Below are 25962 nucleotides of genomic sequence, written 5' to 3' on the forward strand. Positions count from 1 at the left end.
ATGTGTAGAAAATTGTTAGGGCGGTTGGATACAAAAAACAAACGAAAACAAGACCTGCGTGTCATTTGCAAGGGGATTTTTGGGGTATAAACACGTGATACACGGTGCAATACGTGTTTGCAACAGAAAATGACCGCAAACCTTCAGGCAACCAGAAATATTTTTCATTTCTTACGATTTGCTAAGTTGTTATTGCTATTTTTTTGATAGACTTCCACAAAATTTAATTTTATAACCCAATGTTAAGGAAAAAAATATGAAAGCCAATGCTGCTAATTTACTAAAAGTATTAAAAGGCGCACCGCAATTTATTATCCCTATTTATTAACGCAATTATTCGTGGACAGAAGCCGAATGCACACAATTATGGAACGATGTTTTGCAAGCAGGCGAAAATGAAGAAGACAATAAACCTTATTTTCTTGGTTCGGTGGTGTATGTGGAGCGTGCATTATCTACCGTGAGTGAACAAGAAGCCTATTTAGTTATTGACGGACAGCAACGCTTAACAACGTGTACGCTGTTTATCGCAGCATTGGCTGATTTTATTGAAAAAAATCAATTAGGCGAACCTGTAAAAGGTTTTTCACCCAACAAATTACGCAATCATTATTTATTCAATTCTGAAGAAGACGGCGAAGAACGCTTTAAATTGATTTTATCCGAAAGCGACAAAGAGACTTTATTAGCCATTCTGCAAAACACACCTCTACCTGAAAAACACAGTGTGCGTATTCAAGAAAATTACGGTTTATTCCAAGAGCTTATCGCAAAAAACGCCGACAAAATCACACAAATTTGTTGCGGTTTAGACCGCTTGACGGTTGTAGATGTGGCACTTGACCGCCGCACTGATAATCCGCAACTGATTTTTGAAAGTATGAACTCAACAGGTTTAGCGTTAAGCCAAGCCGATTTAATCCGTAATTATTTGTTAATGGGTTTGGAAGATAAGTTGCAAAAGCGTTTGTATTGTGATTATTGGCGCAAAATGGAAGATTTATTTGGGCAAGAAGCCTATACACAATATTTTGACGCATTTGTTCGCCATTATTTGACCGCGCAAACGGGCGATATTCCAAATATTCAAAATGTTTATCAAGCGTTTAAAAAGTATGCACAGGAAAAATCGTTAAATAGTGAGCAATTAGTTAAAGAATTGCATACTTATGCGCGATATTATTGTACGATTGGTTGGGCTAAAGACGAAAATCATTTATTGAAACACGCGTTTGAAGATTTGAATGAATTGAATGTTGATGTGGCGTATCCGCTTTTGTTGGTTTTGTATCACGCTTACCAAACAGCAAAATTGTCGGCAGATGAACTGTTGAATGTGGTGCGTATGATTGAAAGTTACGTTTTCCGCCGTGCCGTTTGTGGTTATGCATCCAATTCTCTCAACAAAACCTTTGCCCAATTTGCTAAATTATTCAAGCAAAAACCGCAAGCAAATTATTTGCTAGTGGAATTTTTGGCGTTGAAATCTTATCGCACCTTCCCAAATGATGAAGGATTTGAGCAATATTTCACCACGCGCAATGTGTACAATTTTGCGCGCCGTTACTATTTGCTGGACAAATTGGAAAACAACAGCCGCAAAGAAAAAGCCGACATCAGCACGTACACGATTGAACACGTTTTGCCACAAAATCCACATTTATCCCAAGAATGGCAACAGGAATTAGGCGAAAACTAGCAAGCCGTGCAACAGCAATATCTACACACTTTAGGAAATCTCACGCTGACCGCTTACAACAGCGAATACAGCGACAAGCCTTACGCCGACAAACGTCATCATATTTTAGATAAAGACGGCAAAAATATGGGCTTGGCAAACAGTCCTATTTCCGTCATATTGAACATTGGAACGCTGAAAGCATTGAAAAACGCGCCAAACGTTTGGCAGGACAAGCGGTTAAAATCTGGGCGTATCCGAATTTAAGTGCAGAAGAAATCACTGCTTTAACCACCGCAAGCGATAAGGGCATAGAAAAATTGGACAATCACGCTTATATCACACAGGGCAAAATAGCGGATTTATACCAAGTTTTGCGCCAAAATATTCTGGCATTAGACGAAAGCGTGAGCGAAGAATTTAAAAAGCTGTATATTGCCTATAAAATGGAAAGCAATTTTGTGGACATTATTCCGCAAGCGAATGCGTTAAAGTTAATACTGAATATGCGTTTTGATGAAATCCACGACCCGAAAAATCTGTGTGAAGATGTAACGAACAAAGGGCTTTGGGGCAACGGCGATGTGCGTGTAACGATTAACGAAATCAACGAATTAGATGATGTGATGAATTTAATCCGTCAATCGTTTGAAAAACAACGCAGCGAAACCTTGAGTTGATGTTTTCAGGTTGTCTGAAGCGGAAAAATGGTGGATTTTTAAGGGGAAGCGTACGTTCACAACTCACGAAATCCACACAATTCAGGCAGACTGAAAATCACACGCCTGCCTTTGGGTTTTCTTTACCAAAATACACATATTCGTAAATCATCTCGCCGCAGTCTGCTACGGTTTTGCCGTTTGCAACGATTTCCAACGATACATCGGCAAAATAGCGGCCATAATTCGGTTCGATGCCCATCGCGTCATATTCGGCTTTTTGTTCGGGCGTGGCGTTTTGATACATCGGGCGGACTTCAATCTGCTGTTTCCACTTGATATTCAATTTAACCGCCGCATCGCCGTTGTCAAACACATAGCGGCTGGTTTTAGGGAATCTTTTGCCCATTTGTTCGTCAAATTCGAGCTCGGTTTCCAAAGCGATATTGCCGTTGGTTTGGAAAATCAGCTTACCGCTTGCGTCATACACGCCGAACATTGGCACACGTTTAAAGCCGTAATCTTCCGCACCCACGAAATCATAAATGTAAACCGTATGTTGCCGGCAATAAGCACGCCCCCAAAGCCAATGATGATAAACGGCTAACGGCGATGTGTTCATCCATTGGCGGTCATGGTAGCCAAAACCTTCCACTTGCCATGTTTTGCCGCCAGCAGTTAGCTCGCCTGTAATTTTGGATTTGGGTACGGCTAAATCGGTGTGGAATAATTCGCCGTTTTCGCCAAAGCCAATATAGCCTGTGCCTTGACGAAATGGCTCGGTAAGGGCTTGGTAATGCAACGACAATCCTACGCCGTTATCGGCTTTAAATTCCAGTTGATAGGCTTGCCAACCACCTTTGGCGGTGTGTCCGCCTATTTTTACATCGCATTGTTCTTTGCCGAAAAAACTGTCTTGGCTGTCGGCAAACACGAAATCGTGAAACAGTTCGCCGCTTGGCGTGGTAATCATGATGTTGACATTGGGCTCGTCAAAATCATGATTGGCGTAGGGATTTTTCGGGCGGAAGCCGACCATAAATTTCGAGCCGTCTGAAAAATTGCCGTCAAAATACCACACTTCGTTTTCGCCCAATGCAGAGCCAACACGGCGGCCGCCTTCCCAAAGTTCCACTTTTTCAGGGTTAATGCCGAATCTCTCAAAATCCGCCGGGGGGGTCATTAAACGCATTGATTTCAATTTATTGTTCCTTCTGCTTCGCAATCATTCTAAATAAATTACGGCTTTCCACCGTGTAATGTTCGGCGTGTTCGGCTAAATATTCAGGCGGACAAGCGGCTGGATACCAAATGCGTAAGCTCGCTTGCAAACCGTCTGCCGTGTCTTTGAATTGCTGTAACACATACGAATGCGGCGTGCCGTCTGCCAACGTACCTTTGCCTGTGAACGCAAAAGCGTATTGCTCGTCTTTTTCGGCAAGCACAAATGCAGGCGGATTGTCGTCTTTGGCGATATAAGTCAGCGTAGGCAGTCCGCCCATTGTTTCCACCACGCTCATCGGCACAGGCACGGCGTAATGCTCGGGGTGCATAGGAAAACCGATTTTCAAACACATTTCACGGCGGGCATTTTCATCTTGTGTACCGCCCAACACTTGGGCAAGCACGCTGGGAATATCGCTCGCTTTTACGCCTTGTGCGGTCATAATCACTTCGGTTTGCGACCATTTGCCGTTTGATTGGGCGAAATATTGCTTATGTAATTCATCGGCTTGGGCGATTTGATCGGCAAGCAGTTTCATCATCGGTTCGCCATACAACCGTTCTCGCAAATTCATCAATGCCCGTTTGGCGGCGTGTAATTCCTATTCGTTAATGCGGTTATCATCGGCAAAACCGTGTTGAGATTGGCTGGTTACGGTAATCATTTTGCTTTCCTCATTGCTTCAAAGTGCGGTCAGTTTAACGCTTGTTTTTGCAAAAAAATACCAACAATCACACCGTTATTTGTTAAGATAACGATACAAAAATTGAAATTTGTATTGTTAAAACAGCAAAGAAAGGCGAAATTGTTATGCTACCCGAAATGCAACCAACCGAAAAACAAGACTTGCGTGTTATCCGCACGCACAAAATGATTAGGCAGGCGTTGATTAACCTATTGAAAGAAAAAGAATTTGAACAAATTGCCGTGCAAGATATTGTAGAGCTGGCGATGGTTAATCGTGCCACCTTTTACAAATATTATTCAGGCAAAAGCGATTTGGCGGGCAAAATGATTGCGGATTTTAAGGCGACATATCAGACAGTTTTGACCGAGCGATTTTCAGGCGAAAAAGACGTGCAAACCTTGATGAACACGGCTTTTCCGATACTTTACGAGCAACGGGAGATGATTTTGGCGTTATGGAAAATTGAAACCAAGCGACATCATCTCTATCGTGATATGCACAATTTGATTAAACGCAGTTTCATTGCCTACGCCCAAACGAGAACCGGACGGCAGGATTTTGATTTCCAAGGCGAAATGCTGGCTTCGCTGCTATTGGCGAGTGCGAAATACCATTTTGAGCAGGGGCGGGGTTATGAACCGAAGAAGATAATCGGAGAATTTAAGGAAATGATGCGTTTGATTGAATGGTAAGCGGTGGATTTTTAGCGGCAGTTTGCAGAATCTCGGCGAAAAACGACCGCACTTTTTGTGCAGAAGAAAGGTCGTCTGAAAACGCGAAATCAGGTTTTCAGACGACCTTTTAATATACCAAACCACAGACAGCGCAGCTTGGATGCCCGATATTTCAGACCGTTCAACCGTTTTGTTCAGTTTGGCAATTCAACTTACGATTACCTGCGTTAATACGCTGACGCCTGATTTTCTTCCCGCCATTTGCGTTCGCCGTCCGTACCGGGCATCGGCGGTTTAAAACCATTGACCGTCCACAATTCAATCGGGGTTTCGCCGATATGCAGTTCCCAGCGGTAGCCTCGGTCTTCCACATAGGGTTTTAGAATCCGCGAACACGCCGCCAGAAATTTTTGCTGGGTCTCGGCATCTTTAATCGAACGGGCGATATGGTTAATCGTAACCCGCACGAAATCCGTGGTCGGTTCGCCTCCGATGTAAAGCTGGGTCGGCGCGAGCGGATGAAACAGCACGTTCACATAAAAACGCGGTAAAAAGCCGGCGTATAACTCGGTGATTTTGTTGGTGATTTCCGCTTTGTCTTGTTCGCTGAACGCATTTTCAGGGTGATAAATTTTCCACATCGGCATAATAATTTTCCTTCTTATTGGGCTGAATAACGGGCTGCCGGTACGCCGGTTTGGGTCAGGGCTTGCATCAACTGACCGCGTGCGCCTTCAAATTGTTGCCATTTTTCAATGTCATGTAAGTTTGGGTAACAGACGGTTTCTCCTTGGTCTAAGGCGGCTAATGCGGTGTCCACCAAGGTTTCGGCGCTCATAAATAATTGTTCCGGGAACGGGGACGGTTTGTCGCCGAAAAATTCGGATTTTACCGGTCCGGGCATGACTACTTGGGCGAATGCACCTTGCGGTTCAAGTTCGGCGTGCAAGGCACGGGTGAAATTCAGCACATAGGCTTTAGACGCGCTGTATGCGCCCGCGCCCGCCGCCGGATACATCGCCACAATCGAGCCGATGTTGACGATTTTGCCCTGTTTTTCCGCGCTGAAGCGTTTTGCTGCCGCGAGCGACAAGCGCGATAAGGCTTGCACGTTCACTTTCACCATATTGTCTATCTCTTCCCACGAAATATTGCCCACAAAGCCCAATGCGCCTAAGCCTGCACAATTCACCAATAAATTGAGTTGCGGGTGGTTTTCAATCATCGCGGCGGTGCCGGCTTGACCTTGTTCGCTGCTTAAATCCGCCGCGTGGACTTGCACATCCACGCCGTAGTTGGCGCGCAATTTGGCGGCAAGGCTGTCCAAACGGTCTTGGCGGCGCGCCACTAAAATTAAGTGGTAGCCGCGTTGTGCCAAGCGGTCTGCATAAACGGCACCGATACCTGAAGATGAACCTGTGATTAAAGCGGTTTGACTGCTCATAATATTTCCTTTGATAAGTGATTAAATCTGATTGTCTGCCAGCCTTTTCGCTGAAAGTGTCGCTATAATAACTCTAATTATTGAAGTTGTAAACTCTAATTATTAGAGTTTTTTAAAATTTTTTGTTAAAATACTCGGCAATCATTACAGAAAAAAAGGAAAAATATAATGAAATCAAATGATTTTGAAGATATGGTCTGCCCGATTGCCGATGTGCTCGGTGTTCTCGGCGACAAATGGGCTGCACTGATTGTGCGTGACTTGATGCTGGGCGTGAGCCGTTACAGCGATTTTCGCGAAGAAAGCAACATCACCCATGCTACTTTAAGCGCGCGCTTAAAACAGTTGGAACAAAACGGCTTGGTGGAAAAATCGCTCTATCAAGAAAACCCTGCCCGCTACGAATACCATCTCACCGCGCAAGGCTGGGATTTGGCGTGGGTGATGGCGGCGTTGGCGAAAGTAGGCGTCAAATGGAACTTGTCCGGCTGGCAAAACGTGCCGCTACAATTCCGCCGCAAAAGCAACGGCAACCCCGTGCGTTTGGTATTGTTGGACTCGGAAACGGGAGAAGAAATCGGCTTTGATGATATAACAGTGGAAAAAGTGGCGACATAAAGTGCGGTCGGTTTTTCATGGCAGTTTGCAAAATCTCGGCGAAATCCGACCGCACTTTCGGTAAAATATCCGCCCAAACAGGAGATTAAGATGTATTCAACTGAACAAAAATCGTGGGCGGCGTTTTTTCAGTCGCTGCACCAACAGCCGCAACTTTTCCTTTTGCCGAACGTTTGGAACGTGGGCAGTGCCTATGTGTTCGCCAAGCAGGGCTTTCAGGCGGTGGCGACGTCCAGCGCGGGCATTGCCTACGATTTGGGCTACCCCGACTGCGAAGACATTACTTTTGCGGATTTGTTGGAGATGGTCGGCAAAATCACGCGCCGCATTGATGTGCCGTTGTCGGTGGATTTTGAGCGCGGTTACGGCGAAACCTTTGACAGCGTGAAAGAAAACGCCCGTCAGTTGTTGCAGGCGGGTGCGGTCGGGTTTAACTTGGAGGACGGCGAAGCAGGCGGCGGATTGTCTTCACTTGCCTTGCAGCAGGAAAAACTCGCAGCCCTAGTGGAATTGAAGCGCGAAACGGGCGTGGATTTCGTCATCAACGCCCGCACTTGCGCCTATTGGCTGAACGTGGGCGAAGAAGCAGAGCGGGCGGACATCGCCATTGAGCGCGGCAACGCTTTCCGTCAATTCGGCGCGGATTGCGTGTTTGTGCCGGGCGTAATTCCCCTTGAAACCGTCGCCCTGCTCACCCAAAAAATCAACGCGCCGATAAACATCATTTTAAACAAACAGTTCGGCAGCCCCGCACAGCTTGAACAGCTCGGCGTGCGCCGTTTGAGTGTCGGCTCTGCGCCTGTCCGCCATATTTATGCGGAAATCATTCAAACCGCCAATGCGCTGAAACAAGGCGAGTTTGAAGCCTTGCTCAACACGCCGTTCAGCTATGCGGAAGCGAATGCGTATTTTGGGCAGAAGGCATAATTTTCATTCATCAGAACAACAGGAAAAACCATGAAAATCGTCATTTTCGGCGCGACAGGAATGGTCGGGCAAGCGGCGTTGAAGCAGGCTTTGGTTTCAGACGACGTGGAAGAAGTGTTGGTGGTCGGGCGTTCCGCGCTGCCTGAGCAACCCAAACTCAAACAACTGATTTTAAAAGATTTCACCGCACCCGATGCTTTGGCGGAAATTCAAGGCTTCGATGCCTGCTTTTTCTGCATCGGCGCGACGGCAAACGGTATGAGCGAGGCGGATTACACGCGTTTTACTTATGATTTCACGCTGGACATCGCCCGCACCTTGGTGGAACGCAATCCGTCCATGCACTTTATTTATATGTCGGGCGCAGGCGCGGACAGCTCGGAAACGGGCAATGTGATGTGGGCGCGGGTGCGCGGCAAAACGGAAAACGCGCTGGCGAAACTGCCGTTTAAAGCCGTCAACAGCTTCCGCCCGATGGTCATCCAACCCATCGGCGTACAATCCAAAACCGCGCTCTACCGCTGGGCGTATTGTGTTATGACCCCGTTCTTCCCGATTATCCACGCGTTCAGCAAAACCTCGCTCACCAGCGTACAACTGGGCAACGCCATGCTCAACGCCGTCCGCACAGGCGATACGCGCAACGTGATTGAGGCGGAGGAGATTCGGAAATTGGCGGGGTAAAGTGTGGTCATTTTTGACGACATTTTTCATGGGCGGGGTATCCGCCCATTTTTTATTTATAGCCAGCCAAAGTCTGGCTATAAAAACCATACGCTATGCGTATGGAGCCAAATAGCTTAAGCGATGAACAGAAAAAATCCTCGCTATATAATGAACAAGGCTGACAACCAAAATTCAACATATAGGAGGATTATCATGGTAAGTAAAACCAATGACGATTCAAGTCTATCACACACAAAATGGAACTGTAAGTATCACATCGTCTTTATTCCGAAGTACAGAAGAAAAGCAATTTATGGAAAGTTAAGAGCTGATATAGGGCAAATATTGAGACAGTTATGTAACTACAAAAATGTTGAGATAATAGAAGCTCATGCAATGCCGGATCATATCCACATGCTCTTAAAAATCCCACCTAAAATATCAGTATCAGGTTTTATGGGTTATCTAAAAGGTAAATCCGCGCTGATGATCTTTGAAAGACACGCTAACCTAAAATATAAGTATGGAAATAGAAACTTTTGGGCAAAAGGTTACTATGTGAGTACAGTGGGTTTAAATACTAAGGTGGTGGAGGAATACATCAGGAATCAAAAAAGGAAGATATGATTCAAGATAATTTATCGAAGAAAGAATATGTGGACCCCTTTAAGGGGTAGTCATAGTGTTATTGTGCAGTTGTCAGTTTTTTTCACATGCCCCTTGAGGGGCATGTGAAGTACTAGGCCCTTATAGGGTTGCCTAAAAACCGCACGTTTCACGTGCGGATTGTTATTTTTGCACAAAACGCAAAACGCTTTCGCTTTTTCCCCTAATTATCATTTCAAACAAAAAGCCTATAATGCCCTCCAACAAGACGACCGCAAAATAACGGTCATATTTTTCAAAAAATTTGCAAAATAAGGATTTCAAAATGGCTAAATTAAACGTACCCAACCTTTCTGTTTTAGGGCAAGACAATAGCAAACTGTTTAACGAAAATGCAGTGGCGAACGGCAAGGCGGAGTTGCCTGTGCATTTGGCGAAGCACAAGGCGTTTTCGCAAGTGTTTCAACAAGATAAATTGACGATTGGCTTGATTGCCCCGTTCAAGGGCTATGCGGACACACCGATTCCGAATGTGGAAGATTTGGGCGATGTGGCGGAGCTGGCGGAGAAATTGGGCTTTGCGGCACTTTGGCTGCGTGATGTGCCGTTTTATGATCCGAATTTTGGTGATGTAGGACAAGGTTTGGATCCGTTCGTCAGCCTCGGTTATTTGGCGGCTCGCACTAACACGATTGCGCTGGGCACGGCCGGCATCGTGTCGCCATTGCGTGAACCGATTCATATTGCCAAAGGTTCGGCAAGCGTGGATGTGCTATCCAATGGACGCTTTATTTTAGGCTTATCCAGCGGTGATCGCCCGGTGGAATATCCTGCGTTCAACAAGGATTTTGGTAATCGCGCGGAACGCTTCCGTGAATCATGGAATTTGATCCGCACGCTCACCGATCCTGCAACATACAATTTCCCAGTGTTTGAAGGCAAGCATTACGGCAATTTAATCGGCAATATTGATGTTACGCCAAAAGTAAAAACCGCATTGCCAATGGTCGCTATCGGGCGGGCGCGTCAAGAATTGGATTGGTTGGCAAATACCGCCGACGGTTGGATTTGGCACGGGGTGAATCCGAAAGACACGAAAAATATTGTGGCGACGCTTGTAGAACTCAATCAGGACAATACATGGCATCCATTCGGCTATGCCAACTTTGTGGAGCTTTCGGAAAATCCGAATGAACCGGCTCGCTTATTCAACAACATTTATTTACGCGGCGGTTCAAAAGGTTTGCTTGAATTCTGGCAAGAACAAAAAGAACAAGGTTTAGCGCATGTTACGGTGAACTTAAAACCGACGGCACGTCCGGCGGCAGACGCACTTCAAGATTTATCGGAAAATGTGTTAGTGAAATTAAATAGTTAGACATTATTATAAAGTAGGTGGACTGTGCTCTACCGAACAAAAAAACATAACGATGGTGGGAGAAAGCTCATCCTAAGGTTCACAAAATGATTAAACAAACGCGGAATAAATTAAAGCAAACTTTTCAACAATTTTTAACTTTATGGGCGAAGGGGCTGCCGACGGATATTTTGGCAGAAAATGTGCAACTGCACAGCTTTTCGGGGCACTTTTGCGGACGAGATGAGGTGTTGGGCGTGCTGGAAAAAGGGCGGGGCGATTTTCAGTTAAAAATTGAAAGTACGAATTTATATGTGGCAGGTTCGGGTGATTCGGCGGTGGTGAGCGGCTATGTGTACGGTGCGCTGGAAAATGTACAACGGCGGTTTACTTTTCACGGCGTCACGGTGCTGAATATGCGTTTTATTGAGCACGAATGGCGCGTTGAACAAATTCGCACTACGCACGCTATTGACGGCGCGATTGCACCTGGACATTGGAAAACAGTACACCTTGTGCATCAAGGCTGGCAACCGAATGAGCCAACATTGCCGATTGTTAGCGAATTGGACAGCCCGTGGGCGTTATATCCACAAAATGAGTTTGCGCCGATACAAGCACAGGAACAGGTGGAAGAACTGTATGCACAGTATGCGTGGGGCTTGGATTTCGGCGATTTTGCTTTGCTTGCGGATGTGTTCGCCGACAATGTGAAAAGCGATTTAACGCCGATGGGTAAGCAACAAGGCAAGCGTGATGTGTATGGACAATTACGGGCGTTCCGTTTTGCGGCAAGTTATTTGTATCACGCCACTCGCCCGTTAGAAACCCGTTTTGAAGGCGATACGGCGGCGGATATGTTACTCGGACGGGTTATTTCTGAGCAAACGCATACCGAAACGGGCGAAGAACTTTACGCCGCGTATTACGACAACCGTTTGGAAAAACAAGCCGACGGCAAATGGCGGTTTACACGGTTTGAGTATCATCCAAAATGGTTTACGCATTCGCCGTAATGAGGATTAAATATGCAGACATTAATTATCAATGCCATGCCTTGTCGCTGTGAAAACTCCATTTCATCGCAGCTTTTGGCGACGCTAACACAACGGCTGCCTGATGCATCAATATTGGATTTATATCAAATGCATGATTTACCAGCGCTAGATACGCAAGGGTTGGGTGTATTTTTCAAAATGCAAAGCGGCACTAAATTAAGTGAAGATGAACGTAAAATTGCGGAAAAACGCACCGCACTTTTGGCGCAGTTTAAAGCGCACAAACGCATTGTGATGCTTTACCCGATGTTTAATTACAACATTCCCGCCAAGCTCAAAGACTATCTCGATAACGTGCTTGTGCCGAGAGAAACGTTTCGCTACAGCGAAGACGGCAAGTTGACAGGACTTTTGAATGACGGACGCGAAGTGCTGTTTATCCAAACCAGCGGTTCAATTTTTTCAGGCAATAGCGAATTTGCCGAGCTAGAATTTGCGCATTTTTATTTAGATGCCATGTTTAAAAAATTGGGTTTTGAAATTCGCCGTTTGGTGCGTGCAGAAGGCAGCGCTATATTGCCGAAAGAAACCGTACTGAAAAAAGCACAGAGGGAAATTGATGCCGTATTGGCGAATTAATGGCAATTCAGCCTCAAAAGTTTCGTATAGTGGCGGATAGCAAACTAGACAACACGGCAGGCTATATTTTCAAGGCTTCTAGCACCATTTCAAATGCCTTGGAATGATAGTGTCGATCGGGGTAATACAGATAAAGCGGATCGTAAGTGATTGCCCATTCAGACAGCAGTTCTTGCATTTCGCCGCTTTTCAACAATTCGATTACGCCGGCTTTAGGCAGCCACGCGATACCCAGACCATCTAAAACCGCTTGAGTTCGTAAACGGCTGTTGGCAGCAAAATGTAATTTAGGATGATAGACTATCATCTGCGCACCTTGGCTGAATTCCCATTCGATAGGTTGATGATCTGCAGACAGCCTTGCGCCAATCAACTGATGTGCGGATAAATCGTTGATTGTTCGAACTGCCGGGCGGTTTGCCAAATAAGCGGGGCTTGCCACTACCGCCATTGACATTGGTTCGGAAATTTTTACCGCAATCATCTGTGGTTGTACGGCATTGCCTAGCCGCACCCCCATATCAAAGCCTTTTTCCACAATATCCACAAAGGTATTTTCTATTTGAAATTCAATATGCAACAACGGATTTGCTAGTAAAAGCGGTTTTAATTTGGGATATAAAACATACTCGGCGACAAATTCACTGGTATTGATACGGATTGTTCCGCCCGCATTGTGTTGAAAATAACCTAAATCCCGCACACTGTTTTGTAGCGTGGCGAACGTTGGGGCGCAGTCGGCAAACAATTTTTCACCTGCGCTGGTAGGTGATAGATTGCGTGTAGTGCGGTTTAATAGACGGACGTTCAGCCGCTTTTCCAAATTGCTGATAGTTTGGCTCAAGGCAGATTTAGATACGCCGAGCTGTTGTGCCGCAAGGGTAAAACTGCCGGCCTGAACCACTTTCACAAAGGCAAATAAATCGTCAAATTTCATTTATTGTTCCGTTTTTCTAAACACTGTTTGCTATTTTAGCCTATTTATCTAAACAGATTAAATCTTTACAATACTTTCATTGTTTTAAGCAAGTATTTTATTAAATCATGGAGTCAAAAATGAAAGAAGTTATTGTATTAGTGGGTTCGGGAGCAATCGGAATTGCCATTGCCCGCCGTGTAGCAGTGGGCAAAGCGTTGGTATTGGCGGATGTGCGTCTGGAAAATGCGGAAAAACAGGCGGCAGAGTTGCGTAACGCCGGGTTTGATGTGCATTGCGTGCAATGCGATATTGCCAGTGAACAGTCGTTGCAGAATCTGGTGCGATTTTCAACCGCACTTGGCGAAATCAAAGGGTTAATCAATACTGCCGGAATGTCGGCATCGCAAGCGAGTGCAGCGCAGATTTTCCAAGTGGATTTGTATGGCAACGCTTTACTTTTGGAGAAATTCCGTGCTGTTATTGCAAAAGGCGGTTCGGCGGTAGTGATCGGTTCGCAATCTTCGCATCGTTTACCTCCGTTATCTACAGAAGAAAACTGTGCTTTGGCAACGCAGCCAGTTGGGAAATTGTTGGAGCTACCGCTTATTAAAAATACCAAAGATGGCTTGACTGCTTACCAAATTTCCAAACGCGGCAATGCGTTGCGCGTGCAAATGGAAGCGGTGGAATGGGGCAAACGCGATGCACGCATTAACTGCATCAGCGCAGGTATTGTGCATACGCCGCTTGCCAACGATGAGCTTAATGGTGTTCACAAAGATTTCTATCGCCAGATGTTAGCCAGTTCCCCTGTTGGGCGCGGCGGCACACCTGATGAAATTGCTAATCTCGCCGAACTATTGATGTCGGAACGCGGCAGTTACATCACGGGTAGCGATATTTTGATTGATGGCGGCGCAACCGCAAAATTTTGGTGGGGCAAGTTGGCATAAATCGGGCGTCATTTCAGCGTGAAAATGCAAATAAAACATTTAACACAGGAAAATAAAATGAAAAGTATTGAGTTAAACAATGGCATATCTATGCCAAGCATCGGTTTCGGTGTGTATCAAGTTAGCCCTGACCAATGCGAACAAGCGGTTTTAAACGCGTTAGACGTGGGATATCGTTTAATTGATACTGCGGCGGCATATCAAAACGAGGTTGAAGTCGGCAGTGCCATTAAACGAAGCGGCATTATCCGCAAAGAAATTTTTTTAACCACTAAATTGTGGCTTTCAGGCAACAGCTACGAAGGGGCAAAAGCCCAGTTTGAACGCAGCTTAAATCGTTTACAAACCGATTATGTGGATTTGTATCTGATTCATCAGCCCGTTGGCGATGTGCACGGCGCGTGGCGGGCAATGGAAGAATTATACAAGGCAGGCAAAATTCGTGCCATTGGTGTGAGCAATTTTCACTCTGACCGCGTAGCGGATTTAGTGGCGTTTAATCAGATTGTGCCGGCGGTAAACCAAATTGAAGTCAATCCATTTTATCAGCGCTTGTATGATGTGCCGTATTTGCGCTCAAAAAGCATTGTGCCGGAAGCGTGGGCGCCTTTTGCGGAAGGGCGCAATGATATTTTCAATCACCCGGCATTAAACCAAATCGCCAAAAAATACGGCAAATCAGTGGTGCAAGTGATTTTACGTTGGCTCAATCAACGTGGCGTTGTGTCGCTTGCCAAATCGGTCAAAATCGAACGCATGCGTGAAAACTTCGCGATTTTTGATTTTGCATTAAACTCCGATGAAATGTTGACGATTAGCGCGTTAGATACCAATCAAAGTGCGTTTTTCTCACACCGAGATCCGAATATTGTTAGTTGGTTGTCGTCAAGAACGTTGGACGTGTAATTTCGGACAGCTTAAAAGTGCGGTGGATTTTAAGATAATTTTCAGTGTAACGTTAAGAAAATTATATAACACTGAAAATCTTAACCGCACTTTTGTCGGTGTTAAGCTAACCAGCCTCTTATTTAGCCGCCACGGTAAAGCGTTGGAACAAATGTGCCGTTTGCTCCGCGTCATCGGCTATCGCAATCGCTAAATCTGCCACGCTAATGCCTGCCGGCGCATTGCCTACCATCAGCAATTCTTCGCCGCCTAAGCGATATTTGCCTGTGCGTTCTTCGCTGTAGCCGCCTGCTGCGCCAAGCAACGCCGGCGGGCTGACAAATGCCCAATTTACATCTCGCCGATCACGCAAGTCATTAAGTAAATTGCGCGCGGCATTCGCGCCGTCAAAAATTTCTTGCGGAAAATCCGGTGTGTCGATCAATTGCAGATTTGGTGCCACATAAAGGCTGCCCGCTCCGCCGACGATGAGTAAATACGGCACGTTCGCCGCTTTCGCCGCCGCGATAATGGCATTTGAACCGCGAGTAAAATCCGCCGCGATATTCGGGTTTGTCCAGCCGGCATTGAACGCATTCACTACCGCATCAAAACCTTGCAGTTTTTCAGCAAAATCCGCCGCTTCCACATCGGTCGCTACCGCGTTAACGTTGTCTACTTTCGCGACTTTGTCGGTATGGCGTGCGAAAGCGGTAACCTTATGCCCGCGACTTGCCAATTCCGCCAGCACGGCACTGCCTACATAACCTGTTGCACCAATTACTGCGATATTTTTCATTTTTTAATTCCTTCCGTTACGTTGATGAATGTTTCAGCATTATTGCTGTTGATGAGGGCATTATACGGAAATAAAAAAAGGGAAAAAGCGCGATTTTGGAATATAATTGTTTCGTATTGAGAAACAATGCGGAGGTAAAAATGGACAAACTTACTGCGATCAAGGTCTTTTTAAGTGTCGCCGAGACAGGCAGTTTCACGGCGAGCGCTGAGGCGTTGGATATTTCCAAGCCGATGATTAGCCGTTATGTCGCGTTAATGGAAGAATGGCTGAACAGCCGTTTGTTTCAGCGTTCCACGCGTAAGGTGTCGCTGACCGAGGCGGGCGAACAAGCAGTTGTTTTTTGCCGAAATATTGCCGCAAGCATTACCGAAATGGAGCAGGAAATGGTGGCGCGCCAAGGCGATTTACGCGGCACCATTCGCCTTACCGGTAATTCGTCTTTCGGCAGCTTGCAACTTGTGCCTGCGATTAACGATTTTCTCGCCAGTTATCCCCGTTTACATATTCAGTTGGATTTAAGTGACAGAATCAGCGATTTGTTCGCCGAACGTTTCGATTTAGCTGTGCGGGTTACCAATCAGCCTGATCCGAATTTGATTGCCCGCAAACTTGCTGATTGCCATTCGTTGCTTGTTGCCAGCCCCGATTATTTGGCAACATTCGGTGTGCCAATGCAACCTGACGATCTGCGGCGGCATCGCTATCTCGCCCATTCCAACGTAAATCGCCGCGCGTGGCATTTTCGCCAAAATGAGCGGGAAATCGTGTTGGAACTTACCAGTCAATTTACCACCAACGACGCCAACGCTCTGCTCGGCAGCGTGCTTAACCACAACGGCATTGCAATGCTGCCGCGTTATATGATTGGCGATTATATCAAAACCGGGCAACTTCAAGCAGTGCTGACCGATTGGCAGCTGCCCGAATTTCAGATTTTTTTAATCTATGCCAGCCGCCATAAGCAACCACTCGCGGTGAAAAAGTTGATTTCGTTTTTGCTGGAACGATTTGCAGGCGCAGATTGGTGATGTTGTTTATCTTTAGACGGTAGGCTGCTTGTTTCCGTTTTCGCCTACTTTGCACAAGCAATCGAAAAATCCGCACCTTGCATTAATTGGTCGCTTAGTCCAGTTAGGGAACAGATTAAAGTGCGGTGTTTTTTTCGTTATTTTATAAATTCTGAATGACAGAAAATTGTTCAGGAATATGCGTTGGCGAGGCGCGTAGCTGTTCGGGCAAACAGGATTGCTGATTTTTAGGAAAACAGGCTAAGTTAAAATCATGTCCGTCAAGGCTTTTCGGTTGGTGAAAATAATTGTCGGCTTGGTAACGAGCAGAAACAAACCAATAGCAGCGATAGTCTAATTGCGCTAAATATTCCAATAATTTTTTTGCTTGGTGCGGATGCGCTTCAATAAATATCACAGGTTGATGTGTTTGAATAGTTTGTTTGGCTCCTTTTAATACGTTTAGATCAAAACCTTCGGCATCAATTTTTAATAAAGCAAGATGAGTTAATTGTTGAATTTCAGGGTGAGAATCAAGGGTAATGATTTGAATTTTCTCTTTATTGATCACGCCTTGGAAATTGCCTTCGGTATTAAAACCTTGGTTGAGTGAGAAAGAGCCGTAATTCCATGGCGTGTTGTAATCGGAGGTGGCGATTTCAATTTGTTCATTTTTATGGCTCACACCTTGTTGGTAAGTATAGACGTGAGAAAGCTGATTGAGCATAAGGTTACTGCATAAAAGCTGGAAAATAATGCGTTGCGGCTCAAAACAAAAAATTTTCCCCTGTGTTGCTTTTTTCGCGATAGGAATGGTGTGCATACCAATATTACTGCCGACTTCAATCACATTGCTTGATTCAGTCAGTATTTTGTGAAAAAACTGTACTTCAATTTCCGACCATTCACCATAAGTTCGCGCGTATTGGCTGATAAAATCCCCTTCCAATAAATGAAAAAGCCCCCATTTCAATTGATGTAATGACAATCGCATAAATTTATCCTTGTGTATTCAAAATAAAGGCAAAGTATACATTGTTTTTTTTTTGTGCAATTTGTTATGATTTTTTGCACAATTTATTGCGCTTTTTGAGGCAATTTAACCATGTAAAGAAAAATCACCGCACTTTAGGGCGGCAAACTATTTCTGAAAGTGCGGTGAATTTTTTTGGGTTATTTTTAAATGGAATCAAATTGTTTTTTCGCTTTACGACGACAATATGGTTACGCGATGTACCCTATTGTCCGGTAGGTGTCACGCGCATGCGCGTGGTATAAATGAAGCTAATATGTCAACCTCACTGATTTAATAACACCATGAAACAACAACGTCTTGCCGTCATGCACAAACTCATGGCGCGCTATGGAGAACAAAACTGGTGGAACGGAGCAAATCCGCTGGCTGATTTGGTGTCAATGATTCTGATTCAGCAAACCACCGCCAACAACGCCCAGAAAGCGCTCAATAATCTGACCGAGCATCTCACTTTGGCGCGCCTGCTTGCCTTATCGCCCGATGAGTTGCAAAGGCGGATTCGACCCGCCGGGTTTTATAAACAGAAAAGCCGTTATATCAAAGGGTTAATTGAATGGCTAGATGCGCACGGTGGTGATTTTACCTGCTTTGAACAGGTTCCGACCGCACAGTTGCGGCAGGATTTGCTCAAGCTCCATGGTGTCGGAGCCGAAACCGCCGATGTGATGCTGCTGTATATTTTCAAACGAAAGGTGTTTGTGGCGGATCAATATGCCCTGCGTCTGTGTCATCGGCTCGGTTTGAGCCGTGCCGAACGCTATGAAACTTTGCGTGCCGAATGGATGCCGTTGATGGCGGAGATTTCCCTCAACACGGCGCAAGAATGGCACGCCGTGATTGACGAACACGGCAAATGCTACCGTAAAAATCCGGATTTGGACGAAAGCTGGTTGTTGGAATAGGCGAGAATGGTAGCGAAAATCTTAGCGCAACAACCGGCGCGGGGATGTGTTCCGCACCGGCGGGCGATATCGCCGCGCTTGCAAACGCGGCGGGAAAGCCGATTTTTATCTTAATGCAAAAATATCCCGCACATTAATCCCGAAAGTTATTAAACTGAAACGGTTGTCCCAATTCGGCGTTTTTGACCAGCTGAATAACCGCTTGCAGATCGTCGCGAGATTTGCCGGTTACTCGAATTTGGTCGCCTTGAATTTGGGTTTGCACCTTAATTTTGGCATCTTTGACAAGTTTGGTGATTTTTTTCGCCATATCCGTTTCAATTCCCTGCTTGAGCTTAATGGCTTTGCTGTAGGTTTTGCCGCTGTGTTCGTATTCTTCGGGAATATCCAGCGAGGCGGAGTCAATACCGCGTTTAATGCAGGCATTGCGTAGAATATCAATGAGCTGTTCCACCTGAAAGTCCGACTCGCTGGCTACAGTGATGGTTTCGCTTTTTTCGTTTAGCTCAATTGAAGAGGGCACATTGCGAAAATCCCAGCGGTTAGCAAGATCGCGGTTTGCGTTTTCTACGGCGTTGCGCACTTCGTGCACGGTGATTTCGGAAACAATATCAAATGACGGCATAAGTTCTCCTAGTGTCGAGTGATTCTGTCGTTAGCACTTAAAATACATAAAAGTGCGCTAAGATCGGCGAAGTTTACCACAATTTGCGCCTGTTGTTGAACTTTCGGCTTAGCATGGAATGCCACGCCCAGATCTGCCTGCGCCATCATGGCTAGATCGTTGGCGCCGTCACCGATAGCAACAGTATGTTCCGGTGCAATGTGGAACTGCTGCGCCAATTGCACCAAGGTGCGGGCTTTATATTGTGCGTCGATCACATCACCTTTTACCTTGCCGGTCAGCCGACCGTCGATAATCTCAAATTGATTGGACACGGCGTAGTCCAGTTGCAGTTTGGTTTTTAAGTGATCGGCAAAATAGGTGAAGCCACCTGAGGCAATGGCGATCTTCCAGCCATGCTGTTGTAAATGCCGCACGGTTTCTGTTAAACCGGGCATCAGCGGCAGGCTTTCGCGCACTTGCTGTAAAATGGTTTCCGGTGCGCCTTGCAGCGTCGCAACTCGACGGCGCAGGCTTTGTTCAAAATCCAGTTCCCCGCGCATGGCGCGTTCGGTGATTTCCGCCACCAGTTCGCCGCTACCCGCCAGTTTTGCGATTTCATCAATACATTCGATTTGGATCGCAGTAGAATCCATATCCATAACCAATAAGCCGGGCTGTTGTAAACGAGCGTGAAAATCCAGTCGAGCGATGTCCAACTCCAGCTGACGGGCGTATTCCGTCCATTGCGCGCGCCATTCGCCTTGCAGCAGCACGACAGTGTTATTCAGCACATTCCAGCAATCAAAAAGGATAAAATTTTCACCGCACTTTGCTTGAAATCGGAGCAATTCGGTCAGGTTGAGCCTGCCAGCGTAAAGAATAAACGCGTGGTCGCCGGTGACGGCGCCATGCTGGTTTAACAGTGCGGTGGGAAAACGGGTATAATATTGCCTGATCGAGGCGAGATTTTGTGTTTGCATAAAAAATCCTGTAAATTATCAGCGTTGCCGTAATTCTAGCTTATTTACCGATCCTTGGGGAAGATAACTTGCATATCATAAAAGAAAAAGTGGTTAAAACCAGTATGATAATCACGATTATCCTGCTTTGTGTAGCGGTTATGGCGGTGATTTTATTCGGCGTCAAGCAGTTTAAAATCGGTTCGCAGTTAGCCAGTATCAATCAAGTGGCGAATTTGTCTCATTTGTTAGTGCGCCAGCAGGCGAATCTGTTTTCTATGCTATTGGTGAATAATGCCAAACCAGAGCGGTTAACGGAAAATCTGGATAATTTCGCCAAAGAGGCGTTTGTCCTGGACGCTTCCGTTTACGGCAGCGACGGTAAATTGCTGGCGCAAAGCACTGATTCGCAGGGGCTGCGCACTCAGTTGGGGCTGGGCGACGCGCAACAGAAAGACATCGGCACTCAGCAGATTGTCGAACCGATTTATTCACCGAACGGAATTGAAGGTTTTTTACGCATTACTTTCGATACGAAATATGGGCAGACCACCCAAAATAAAATCAATCGGATTTTTCATCAGCTTTACGGCGAATTGATCGTGGTTTTTCTGGCGGGCGTTTTAGCCGCCAGTTCGGTGCATTATTTTCTCAGCCATTATCGGCGCGCACACCGCCGGGTACAGGAAGTGAAACCGGCGGTTAAACCGTCGAGGTCAAGTCGCGGCAGCCTGAATTTTCATCGGCGCCGTAAGCGTTTTGCCAAATAGCGCACCGTATTAGCTGGTAACATATTCAAAGCAAGAAAAAACCGCACTTAACAAAGTGCGGTTTTATGTTATTCTGAATCCAAAAAACGATTACGCTAATTTTTTGATTTGTGCAGACAATTTAGATTTGTGATTTGCCGCTTTGTTGGCGTGGATTAAACCTTTAGACGCCATGCGATCGACCACTTTTTGCATTTCGACGAATGCGGCTTCCGCTGTTGCTTTTTCACCTGCTGCGACTGCTGCGTAAACTTTTTTGATGTAAGTACGCATCATTGAGCGCTGACTTGCATTGTGCTGACGGCGTTTTTCTGACTGAACCGCACGTTTTTTAGCTGACTTGATATTAGCCAAGGTCAAACTCCTGAAAATTTCTGTTAGTTTATGGAATAAAAATAAAGGCGTAAAATATGCCTTTTTTCTATACAATTGTCAATAAACAATTGGCAAAATTTAGTTTGAGGATTCGGTGAGACACTACCGAAAGTCAGCATCGTTATCTGAAAATGCGCTTTCTTTAGCCCACCTAAACGATGTGGGGCGAATTTTAACAGTTTTTTCCCCGGGAATATAGCGTAAAAATAAAATTTCTATACAATTAAGCCAAAATTTCTGCCAAAGAGTGAATTATTTTGACTAAACGATTATTACGATCCGGTGTGATCGTCAGTGCAATGACCCTGCTGTCGCGCGTGTTAGGGCTGGTGCGCGATGTGATCACCGCTCAGCTTATCGGGGCGGGCGTGGCGGCGGATGTGTTTTTATTTGCCAACCGAATTCCGAATTTTTTGCGTCGGTTGTTTGCCGAGGGCGCATTTTCACAAGCTTTTGTGCCAGTGCTGGCAGAGTATCAGCAATCCGGCGATATGGACAAAACTCGCGCATTTATTGCCAAGGTTTCCGGTACGCTCGGCGGCTTGGTCACTGTCGTCACGCTGCTTGCGATGATTTTTTCGCCGCTGGTGGCTGCGGTGTTCGGCACCGGCTGGTTTATGGATTGGCTGCATGACGGACCGAATGCGGTGAAATTTGAACAGGCATCGCTGCTGCTGAAAATCACCTTTCCATATTTATGGTTTATCACTTTTGTCGCGCTGTCCGGCGCCATTTTGAATACCTTGGGGCGCTTTGGCGTGATGTCTTTCTCTCCGGTGCTGTTGAATATCGCGATGATTGGCACCGCACTTTTTCTCGCGCCCCGTGTCAGCAGTCCGGATTTGGCATTGGCTATCGGGATTTTTATCGGCGGGCTGCTGCAATTTTTTTTTCAGATCCCGTTTCTAAAACGCGCCGGGCTGTTGGTGCGACCTCAATGGGCGTGGAACGATGCGGGCGTGAAGAAAATCCGCACCCTGATGATTCCCGCCTTATTCGGGGTGTCGGTCAGCCAGATCAACTTATTGCTGGATACGTTTATCGCCAGTTTTCTGATGACCGGCTCGATCAGCTGGCTATATTATTCCGACCGCCTGCTTGAATTTCCGCTCGGGTTATTCGGTATTGCGATTTCCACCGTGATTTTGCCGACGCTAGCGCGTCATCATGTTAACCGTAGCGACGATGCACAACGCAGCGCGGCGGATTTTCGCATGACGATGGATTGGGGCGTGCGCATGATTTTATTGCTCGGCGTGCCGGCGATGATCGGCATTGCGGTATTGGCGCAGCCGATGCTGCTGGTGCTGTTTATGCGCGGGCAGTTTATGCTGTATGACGTGCAAGCGGCGTCTTATTCTTTGTGGGCGTTTAATGCGGGGCTGTTGAGCTTTATGCTGATTAAGATTTTAGCTAACGGTTATTATGCGCGACAGGATACCAAAACGCCGGTGAAAATCGGTATTATCGCGATGCTCAGCAATATGGCGTTTAATCTGCTGGCGATTCCGTTCAGTTATGTGGGGCTGGCGATGGCGTCGGCGATGTCGGCAAGTTTGAATGCTTATTTGTTATACCGCGGGTTGGCGACAACCGATGTTTATCGCATTAGCCGACAAAGTGCGGTGTTTTTTTTGAAAGTTTTGCTTGCGGCGGCGGTGATGGGCGGCGTGGTGTGGCATTACAGCCCGGCATTGGACAGCTGGCAGGCAATGTCATTTTTACAGCGGGTGCACTGGCTGTTTTGGCTTATTGGCTGTGCCGCGCTGATTTACGCGGCGATGCTGCTGCTGCTTGGCGTGCGCAAAAACGATTTGGTTTCCGGCGGATAATATGCGGATATGGGAGCGCCTATTATCCGTGGAAATGTCAGTGTTGTGCTAATTCGTAAGGTAACGGATAAAGGTTGAGCGCGGTTGCGTTGTGCGCCAGTCGAAATGCCGTCTCTGGTGGTGTTTGGTGGTTTAACACTGCCTGCAACCATAAAACGCCGTTAAAATTGACCGCACTTAGAATAAATCCGGTTTTGCGCCAGCCGTTTTCCAGTTGCATTTCAATTTCTTCTCCGATCTCGGGCGTGCTGTCCGTCAGCGCGCGGAAGGTAAACATTGCTCGTTTATTGGCGCCGCGGTATTTGGCGCGGGCAACCGTTTCCTGACCGATATAACAGCCTTTGGTAAAGGAGATCGCCTGTTCCAGCAGCTGTAGATTCAGCGCTTGTGGAATGAACTGATTTTGAACCGGCGGGCTGAACAGCGGGATGCCGGCTTGGATATCCGCCACATCCCAGTATTCGGCGGGGGCGTCGTATTCGATATTATCGGCGGCAGGCTGCAACAGCAGATAGCGTGTCGGCTGCTGCGGCAGGGCGAGGCTGATTTGCGCAGAAATCGCATCGTATTGCCGAACGGCATCTTCTCCGGCGATACCCACAATCCGCCAGTCTAATTGGCTAAAGGTGATGTTGGAGAACACCGCATATTTTTTTAAATGCGCCAGCGTGCTTGCCAGCAGCGATTTGTTTACTAACAGATAAAATTGCTGCCCGCCGGTACGGATCAAGCGAAACAGCGAATGCATTTTGCCTTTCGGATCACAGTGTGCGGTTAGGGTGGATTGCCCGTTTGTCAGCTTGCTGACATCGCAAGTCAGCTGTCCTTGTAGAAATTTTTCCGCATCGGCGCCCTGTGCACAGATTAAGCCGTATTGTGTCAGATTGATCAGCATGCTGCACTCCTATTCCAGATTTTGAATTTGCTCACGCATTTGTTCGATCAAAACTTTCAGTTCCACGGCGGAATTGGTCACCTCGGCATTGATGGATTTTGAGGCGAGCGTATTACTTTCGCGGTTTAATTCCTGCATCATAAAATCCAATTTACGCCCGACCGCACCGCCTTTGTGCAAAATCGCGCGGGTTTCTTTCACGTGCAGTTGCAGACGATCCAACTCTTCCGCCACATCGATACGCTGTGCCAGCAGCACCATTTCCTGCTCCAGTCGCTGCGGATCCGGTTGCAAACTGAGTTCGTCAAAGCGTTGTAGAAGGCGTTCGCGCTGCCACTGTAGAATATCCGGCATGGCGGCGCGTACCCGCTCCGCTTCGACGGAAATTGCATCAAGACGTTGTTCAAGCAGCGCTTTTAGCTTTTCGCCTTCGCGCGCGCGCATTGCAATAAAATCCTTGAGCAACACATCAAAGCCGGCGAGCAACTCCTGGCTGATCGCATCCAGATCCTGTTCCGGCGCTTCCACCACGCCCGGATAACGCAGCACATCGGTCAGGCTAAGTTCGCCTTCACCGGCTTGTTGTTTCAGCCATTGCAACGACTGAATTACCTGACCGGCAAGCGCCTTGTTCAGCGTTAGTTCGCGCGTCGTTTGTTGTTTTTGCTCAAGGCGTAGGCTACATTCGATTTTGCCGCGGGTCAGATTGCGGCGCAGTTTTTCGCGCAGGCTGTTTTCCAGCGCGCGGAACGGTTCCGGCAGGCGGAAGAAGTTTTCCAGATAGCGTTGATTCACCGAACGGATTTCCCATACGGCGTCGCCCCAGTCCTGTTTCATTTCACGACGGGCGAAGGCGGTCATACTGTAAATCATAATCTTATCCTTAATTTGTTGTTTGGCGCTGATTTGGGCGTCGGGATTTGCCTGTGAATGGCGTTTTCTGTTAGTCGGATAACGTGAAAAAGCATAAATTTTTCATGTGATTATCATAAAGCCGAGGCAACTTTGACGACATTATTGACAATCTCGCCGTGAGTGGGACTATTTTACCTTTAAATTTCGTTTATGTCAGTTTGCGTGTTAAAATGACCGCACTTTTATCAGCAAAAATGAAGGAATTTTTAATGCGTCCGAATGAACGAGCTTTTAATCAACCCCGTCCAATTCATATCACCCGTCACTATACTAAACACGCCGAAGGATCGGTGCTGGTGGAATTCGGCGAAACCAAAGTGATTTGCACCGCGACGGTTGAAGATACGGTGCCGCGTTTTCTGAAAGGGCAAAATCAGGGCTGGGTGACGGCGGAATACGGTATGCTGCCGCGTTCGACTCACAGTCGTATGCCGCGTGAAGCGGCAAAAGGCAAACAGGGCGGGCGGACGATGGAAATTCAGCGCTTGATCGCCCGTTCGTTAAGAGCAATGGTGGATCTGAACGCGCTCGGTGAGCGTTCAATTACGCTGGATTGTGATGTGATTCAGGCCGACGGCGGCACTCGCACCGCATCGATTACCGGCGCCTGCGTGGCGTTAGTTGATGCGATTAACGGTTTGCTGGCGAACGGCACGCTGAAAACCAATCCGCTGAAAGGACTGGTGGCGGCAATTTCGGTCGGCATTGTCAACGGCGAAGCGGTGTGCGATTTGGAATATGTGGAAGACAGCGCGGCGGAAACGGATATGAATGTGGTGATGACTGACGACGGTCGGTTGATTGAAGTGCAGGGTACGGCAGAAGGGGAGCCGTTCAGCCATGATGAATTGCTGCGGTTACTTGATTTAGCCAAACAAGGCTGCGATGCGATTTTCAGCGCGCAGCGTCAGGCGTTGGCGGAGTAA

General features: G+C 46.8%; 27 protein-coding genes and 2 pseudogenes. 17 read left to right on the top strand and 12 right to left on the bottom strand.

What is annotated here, in order from left to right:
- Window positions 1-379 precede the first annotated feature (379 nt).
- Window positions 380-1945 (top strand): annotated as a pseudogene (locus BN3349_RS08965) (DUF262 domain-containing protein).
- Window positions 1903-2358: a DUF5655 domain-containing protein gene (locus BN3349_RS12250; RefSeq protein WP_245853784.1), complete on the top strand. Its 456-nt coding sequence runs from the start codon at window positions 1903-1905 to the stop codon at window positions 2356-2358. Before BN3349_RS08965 ends, BN3349_RS12250 begins: the two are co-directional and overlap by 43 nt.
- Window positions 2359-2455: 97 nt before the next feature.
- Here BN3349_RS12250 and BN3349_RS08970 read toward each other — a convergent pair whose 3' ends face one another.
- Window positions 2456-3529 (bottom strand): lipocalin-like domain-containing protein, encoded by a 1074-nt coding sequence (locus tag BN3349_RS08970; protein ID WP_040976955.1) that lies wholly within the window; start codon window positions 3527-3529, stop codon window positions 2456-2458.
- Window positions 3530-3539: 10 nt separating this feature from the next.
- A complete protein-coding gene (locus tag BN3349_RS08975) occupies window positions 3540-4139 on the bottom strand; it encodes a hypothetical protein (RefSeq protein ID WP_218971815.1) in 600 nt (199 codons plus the stop codon).
- A 233-nt stretch (window positions 4140-4372) separates the two neighbouring features.
- Here BN3349_RS08975 and BN3349_RS08980 point away from each other — a divergent pair, with 233 nt between their 5' ends.
- Window positions 4373-4942 carry a TetR/AcrR family transcriptional regulator gene (locus tag BN3349_RS08980; protein WP_061363642.1) on the top strand — a complete coding sequence of 190 codons (570 nt, stop codon included), beginning with the start codon at window positions 4373-4375 and terminating at the stop codon, window positions 4940-4942.
- A 209-nt stretch (window positions 4943-5151) separates the two neighbouring features.
- On the opposite strand, the gene BN3349_RS08985 is transcribed toward BN3349_RS08980, so the two are convergent.
- Both BN3349_RS08985 and BN3349_RS08990 read right to left on the bottom strand, forming a co-directional pair.
- Window positions 5152-5571 carry a tautomerase family protein gene (locus tag BN3349_RS08985; RefSeq protein ID WP_040976957.1) on the bottom strand — a complete coding sequence of 140 codons (420 nt, stop codon included), beginning with the start codon at window positions 5569-5571 and terminating at the stop codon, window positions 5152-5154.
- A gap of 14 nt (window positions 5572-5585) precedes the next feature.
- A complete protein-coding gene (locus tag BN3349_RS08990) occupies window positions 5586-6368 on the bottom strand; it encodes an SDR family NAD(P)-dependent oxidoreductase (protein ID WP_040976958.1) in 783 nt (260 codons plus the stop codon).
- Between the two features lie 168 nt (window positions 6369-6536).
- On the opposite strand from BN3349_RS08990, the gene BN3349_RS08995 reads away from it, so the two are divergent.
- From BN3349_RS08995 to BN3349_RS09025, 7 genes and pseudogenes are all read left to right on the top strand, one after another.
- Window positions 6537-6986 carry a winged helix-turn-helix transcriptional regulator gene (locus BN3349_RS08995; RefSeq protein ID WP_040976959.1) on the top strand — a complete coding sequence of 150 codons (450 nt, stop codon included), beginning with the start codon at window positions 6537-6539 and terminating at the stop codon, window positions 6984-6986.
- A 90-nt stretch (window positions 6987-7076) separates the two neighbouring features.
- Entirely contained in the window at window positions 7077-7913 is an 837-nt protein-coding gene (locus tag BN3349_RS09000) for an isocitrate lyase/PEP mutase family protein (RefSeq protein ID WP_040976960.1), read from the top strand.
- 30 nt (window positions 7914-7943) lie between these two features.
- The gene (locus BN3349_RS09005) at window positions 7944-8597 is read left to right on the top strand and encodes an NAD(P)H-binding protein (protein ID WP_040976961.1); all 654 of its coding nucleotides are present in this window, start codon (window positions 7944-7946) and stop codon (window positions 8595-8597) included.
- 195 nt (window positions 8598-8792) lie between these two features.
- A pseudogene (tnpA, locus tag BN3349_RS09010) lies at window positions 8793-9256 on the top strand (IS200/IS605 family transposase).
- Between the two features lie 254 nt (window positions 9257-9510).
- Complete coding sequence (locus BN3349_RS09015) at window positions 9511-10563, top strand: TIGR03571 family LLM class oxidoreductase (protein WP_082024906.1); 1053 nt, start codon at window positions 9511-9513, stop codon at window positions 10561-10563.
- A gap of 86 nt (window positions 10564-10649) precedes the next feature.
- Window positions 10650-11558 carry a nuclear transport factor 2 family protein gene (locus BN3349_RS09020; protein ID WP_040976962.1) on the top strand — a complete coding sequence of 303 codons (909 nt, stop codon included), beginning with the start codon at window positions 10650-10652 and terminating at the stop codon, window positions 11556-11558.
- A gap of 12 nt (window positions 11559-11570) precedes the next feature.
- The gene (locus BN3349_RS09025; RefSeq protein ID WP_040976963.1) at window positions 11571-12179 is read left to right on the top strand and encodes an FMN-dependent NADH-azoreductase; all 609 of its coding nucleotides are present in this window, start codon (window positions 11571-11573) and stop codon (window positions 12177-12179) included.
- Window positions 12180-12240: 61 nt separating this feature from the next.
- On the opposite strand, the gene BN3349_RS09030 is transcribed toward BN3349_RS09025, so the two are convergent.
- On the bottom strand, window positions 12241-13116 hold the full coding sequence (locus tag BN3349_RS09030) for a LysR family transcriptional regulator (protein ID WP_040976964.1): 876 nt from the start codon (window positions 13114-13116) through the stop codon (window positions 12241-12243).
- Between the two features lie 119 nt (window positions 13117-13235).
- Here BN3349_RS09030 and BN3349_RS09035 point away from each other — a divergent pair, with 119 nt between their 5' ends.
- Together BN3349_RS09035 and BN3349_RS09040 are read left to right on the top strand one after the other, a co-directional pair.
- Entirely contained in the window at window positions 13236-14051 is an 816-nt protein-coding gene (locus tag BN3349_RS09035) for an SDR family oxidoreductase (RefSeq protein ID WP_040976965.1), read from the top strand.
- 57 nt (window positions 14052-14108) lie between these two features.
- Window positions 14109-14957, top strand: coding sequence for an aldo/keto reductase (locus BN3349_RS09040; RefSeq protein ID WP_040976966.1), 849 nt, complete (start codon window positions 14109-14111; stop codon window positions 14955-14957).
- 118 nt (window positions 14958-15075) lie between these two features.
- On the opposite strand, the gene BN3349_RS09045 is transcribed toward BN3349_RS09040, so the two are convergent.
- The gene (locus BN3349_RS09045) at window positions 15076-15735 is read right to left on the bottom strand and encodes an NAD(P)-dependent oxidoreductase (RefSeq protein ID WP_040976967.1); all 660 of its coding nucleotides are present in this window, start codon (window positions 15733-15735) and stop codon (window positions 15076-15078) included.
- Window positions 15736-15875: 140 nt separating this feature from the next.
- Here BN3349_RS09045 and BN3349_RS09050 point away from each other — a divergent pair, with 140 nt between their 5' ends.
- Window positions 15876-16766 carry a LysR family transcriptional regulator gene (locus BN3349_RS09050; RefSeq protein ID WP_040976968.1) on the top strand — a complete coding sequence of 297 codons (891 nt, stop codon included), beginning with the start codon at window positions 15876-15878 and terminating at the stop codon, window positions 16764-16766.
- A 142-nt stretch (window positions 16767-16908) separates the two neighbouring features.
- Here the strand turns inward: BN3349_RS09050 and BN3349_RS09055 are convergent, their stop codons facing one another.
- The gene (locus tag BN3349_RS09055) at window positions 16909-17739 is read right to left on the bottom strand and encodes an FkbM family methyltransferase (protein ID WP_040976969.1); all 831 of its coding nucleotides are present in this window, start codon (window positions 17737-17739) and stop codon (window positions 16909-16911) included.
- A 323-nt stretch (window positions 17740-18062) separates the two neighbouring features.
- On the opposite strand from BN3349_RS09055, the gene BN3349_RS09060 reads away from it, so the two are divergent.
- The gene (locus BN3349_RS09060; RefSeq protein WP_040976970.1) at window positions 18063-18683 is read left to right on the top strand and encodes an endonuclease III domain-containing protein; all 621 of its coding nucleotides are present in this window, start codon (window positions 18063-18065) and stop codon (window positions 18681-18683) included.
- A gap of 133 nt (window positions 18684-18816) precedes the next feature.
- Here BN3349_RS09060 and BN3349_RS09065 read toward each other — a convergent pair whose 3' ends face one another.
- Both BN3349_RS09065 and serB read right to left on the bottom strand, forming a co-directional pair.
- Window positions 18817-19308, bottom strand: coding sequence for a YajQ family cyclic di-GMP-binding protein (locus tag BN3349_RS09065; protein ID WP_040976971.1), 492 nt, complete (start codon window positions 19306-19308; stop codon window positions 18817-18819).
- A gap of 8 nt (window positions 19309-19316) precedes the next feature.
- The gene (serB, locus tag BN3349_RS09070; protein WP_040976972.1) at window positions 19317-20270 is read right to left on the bottom strand and encodes a phosphoserine phosphatase; all 954 of its coding nucleotides are present in this window, start codon (window positions 20268-20270) and stop codon (window positions 19317-19319) included.
- Window positions 20271-20338: 68 nt separating this feature from the next.
- Between serB and BN3349_RS09075 the strand changes: the two genes are divergently transcribed.
- On the top strand, window positions 20339-21019 hold the full coding sequence (locus BN3349_RS09075; RefSeq protein WP_040976973.1) for a YtjB family periplasmic protein: 681 nt from the start codon (window positions 20339-20341) through the stop codon (window positions 21017-21019).
- Between the two features lie 90 nt (window positions 21020-21109).
- Here the strand turns inward: BN3349_RS09075 and rpsT are convergent, their stop codons facing one another.
- The gene (gene rpsT / locus BN3349_RS09080) at window positions 21110-21373 is read right to left on the bottom strand and encodes a 30S ribosomal protein S20 (protein ID WP_040976974.1); all 264 of its coding nucleotides are present in this window, start codon (window positions 21371-21373) and stop codon (window positions 21110-21112) included.
- A 278-nt stretch (window positions 21374-21651) separates the two neighbouring features.
- On the opposite strand from rpsT, the gene murJ reads away from it, so the two are divergent.
- On the top strand, window positions 21652-23226 hold the full coding sequence (murJ, locus tag BN3349_RS09090; RefSeq protein ID WP_040976975.1) for a murein biosynthesis integral membrane protein MurJ: 1575 nt from the start codon (window positions 21652-21654) through the stop codon (window positions 23224-23226).
- 37 nt (window positions 23227-23263) lie between these two features.
- Here murJ and ygfZ read toward each other — a convergent pair whose 3' ends face one another.
- Together ygfZ and BN3349_RS09100 are read right to left on the bottom strand one after the other, a co-directional pair.
- Complete coding sequence (gene ygfZ, locus BN3349_RS09095; RefSeq protein ID WP_040976976.1) at window positions 23264-24121, bottom strand: CAF17-like 4Fe-4S cluster assembly/insertion protein YgfZ; 858 nt, start codon at window positions 24119-24121, stop codon at window positions 23264-23266.
- 9 nt (window positions 24122-24130) lie between these two features.
- The gene (locus BN3349_RS09100) at window positions 24131-24994 is read right to left on the bottom strand and encodes a YicC/YloC family endoribonuclease (protein WP_040976977.1); all 864 of its coding nucleotides are present in this window, start codon (window positions 24992-24994) and stop codon (window positions 24131-24133) included.
- A gap of 251 nt (window positions 24995-25245) precedes the next feature.
- On the opposite strand from BN3349_RS09100, the gene rph reads away from it, so the two are divergent.
- Window positions 25246-25962, top strand: a complete 717-nt coding sequence (gene rph, locus BN3349_RS09105) for a ribonuclease PH (protein ID WP_040976978.1) — start codon at window positions 25246-25248, stop codon at window positions 25960-25962.

This window comes from Necropsobacter massiliensis (assembly GCF_000827595.2).
GTDB classification, from domain to species: domain Bacteria; phylum Pseudomonadota; class Gammaproteobacteria; order Enterobacterales; family Pasteurellaceae; genus Necropsobacter; species Necropsobacter massiliensis.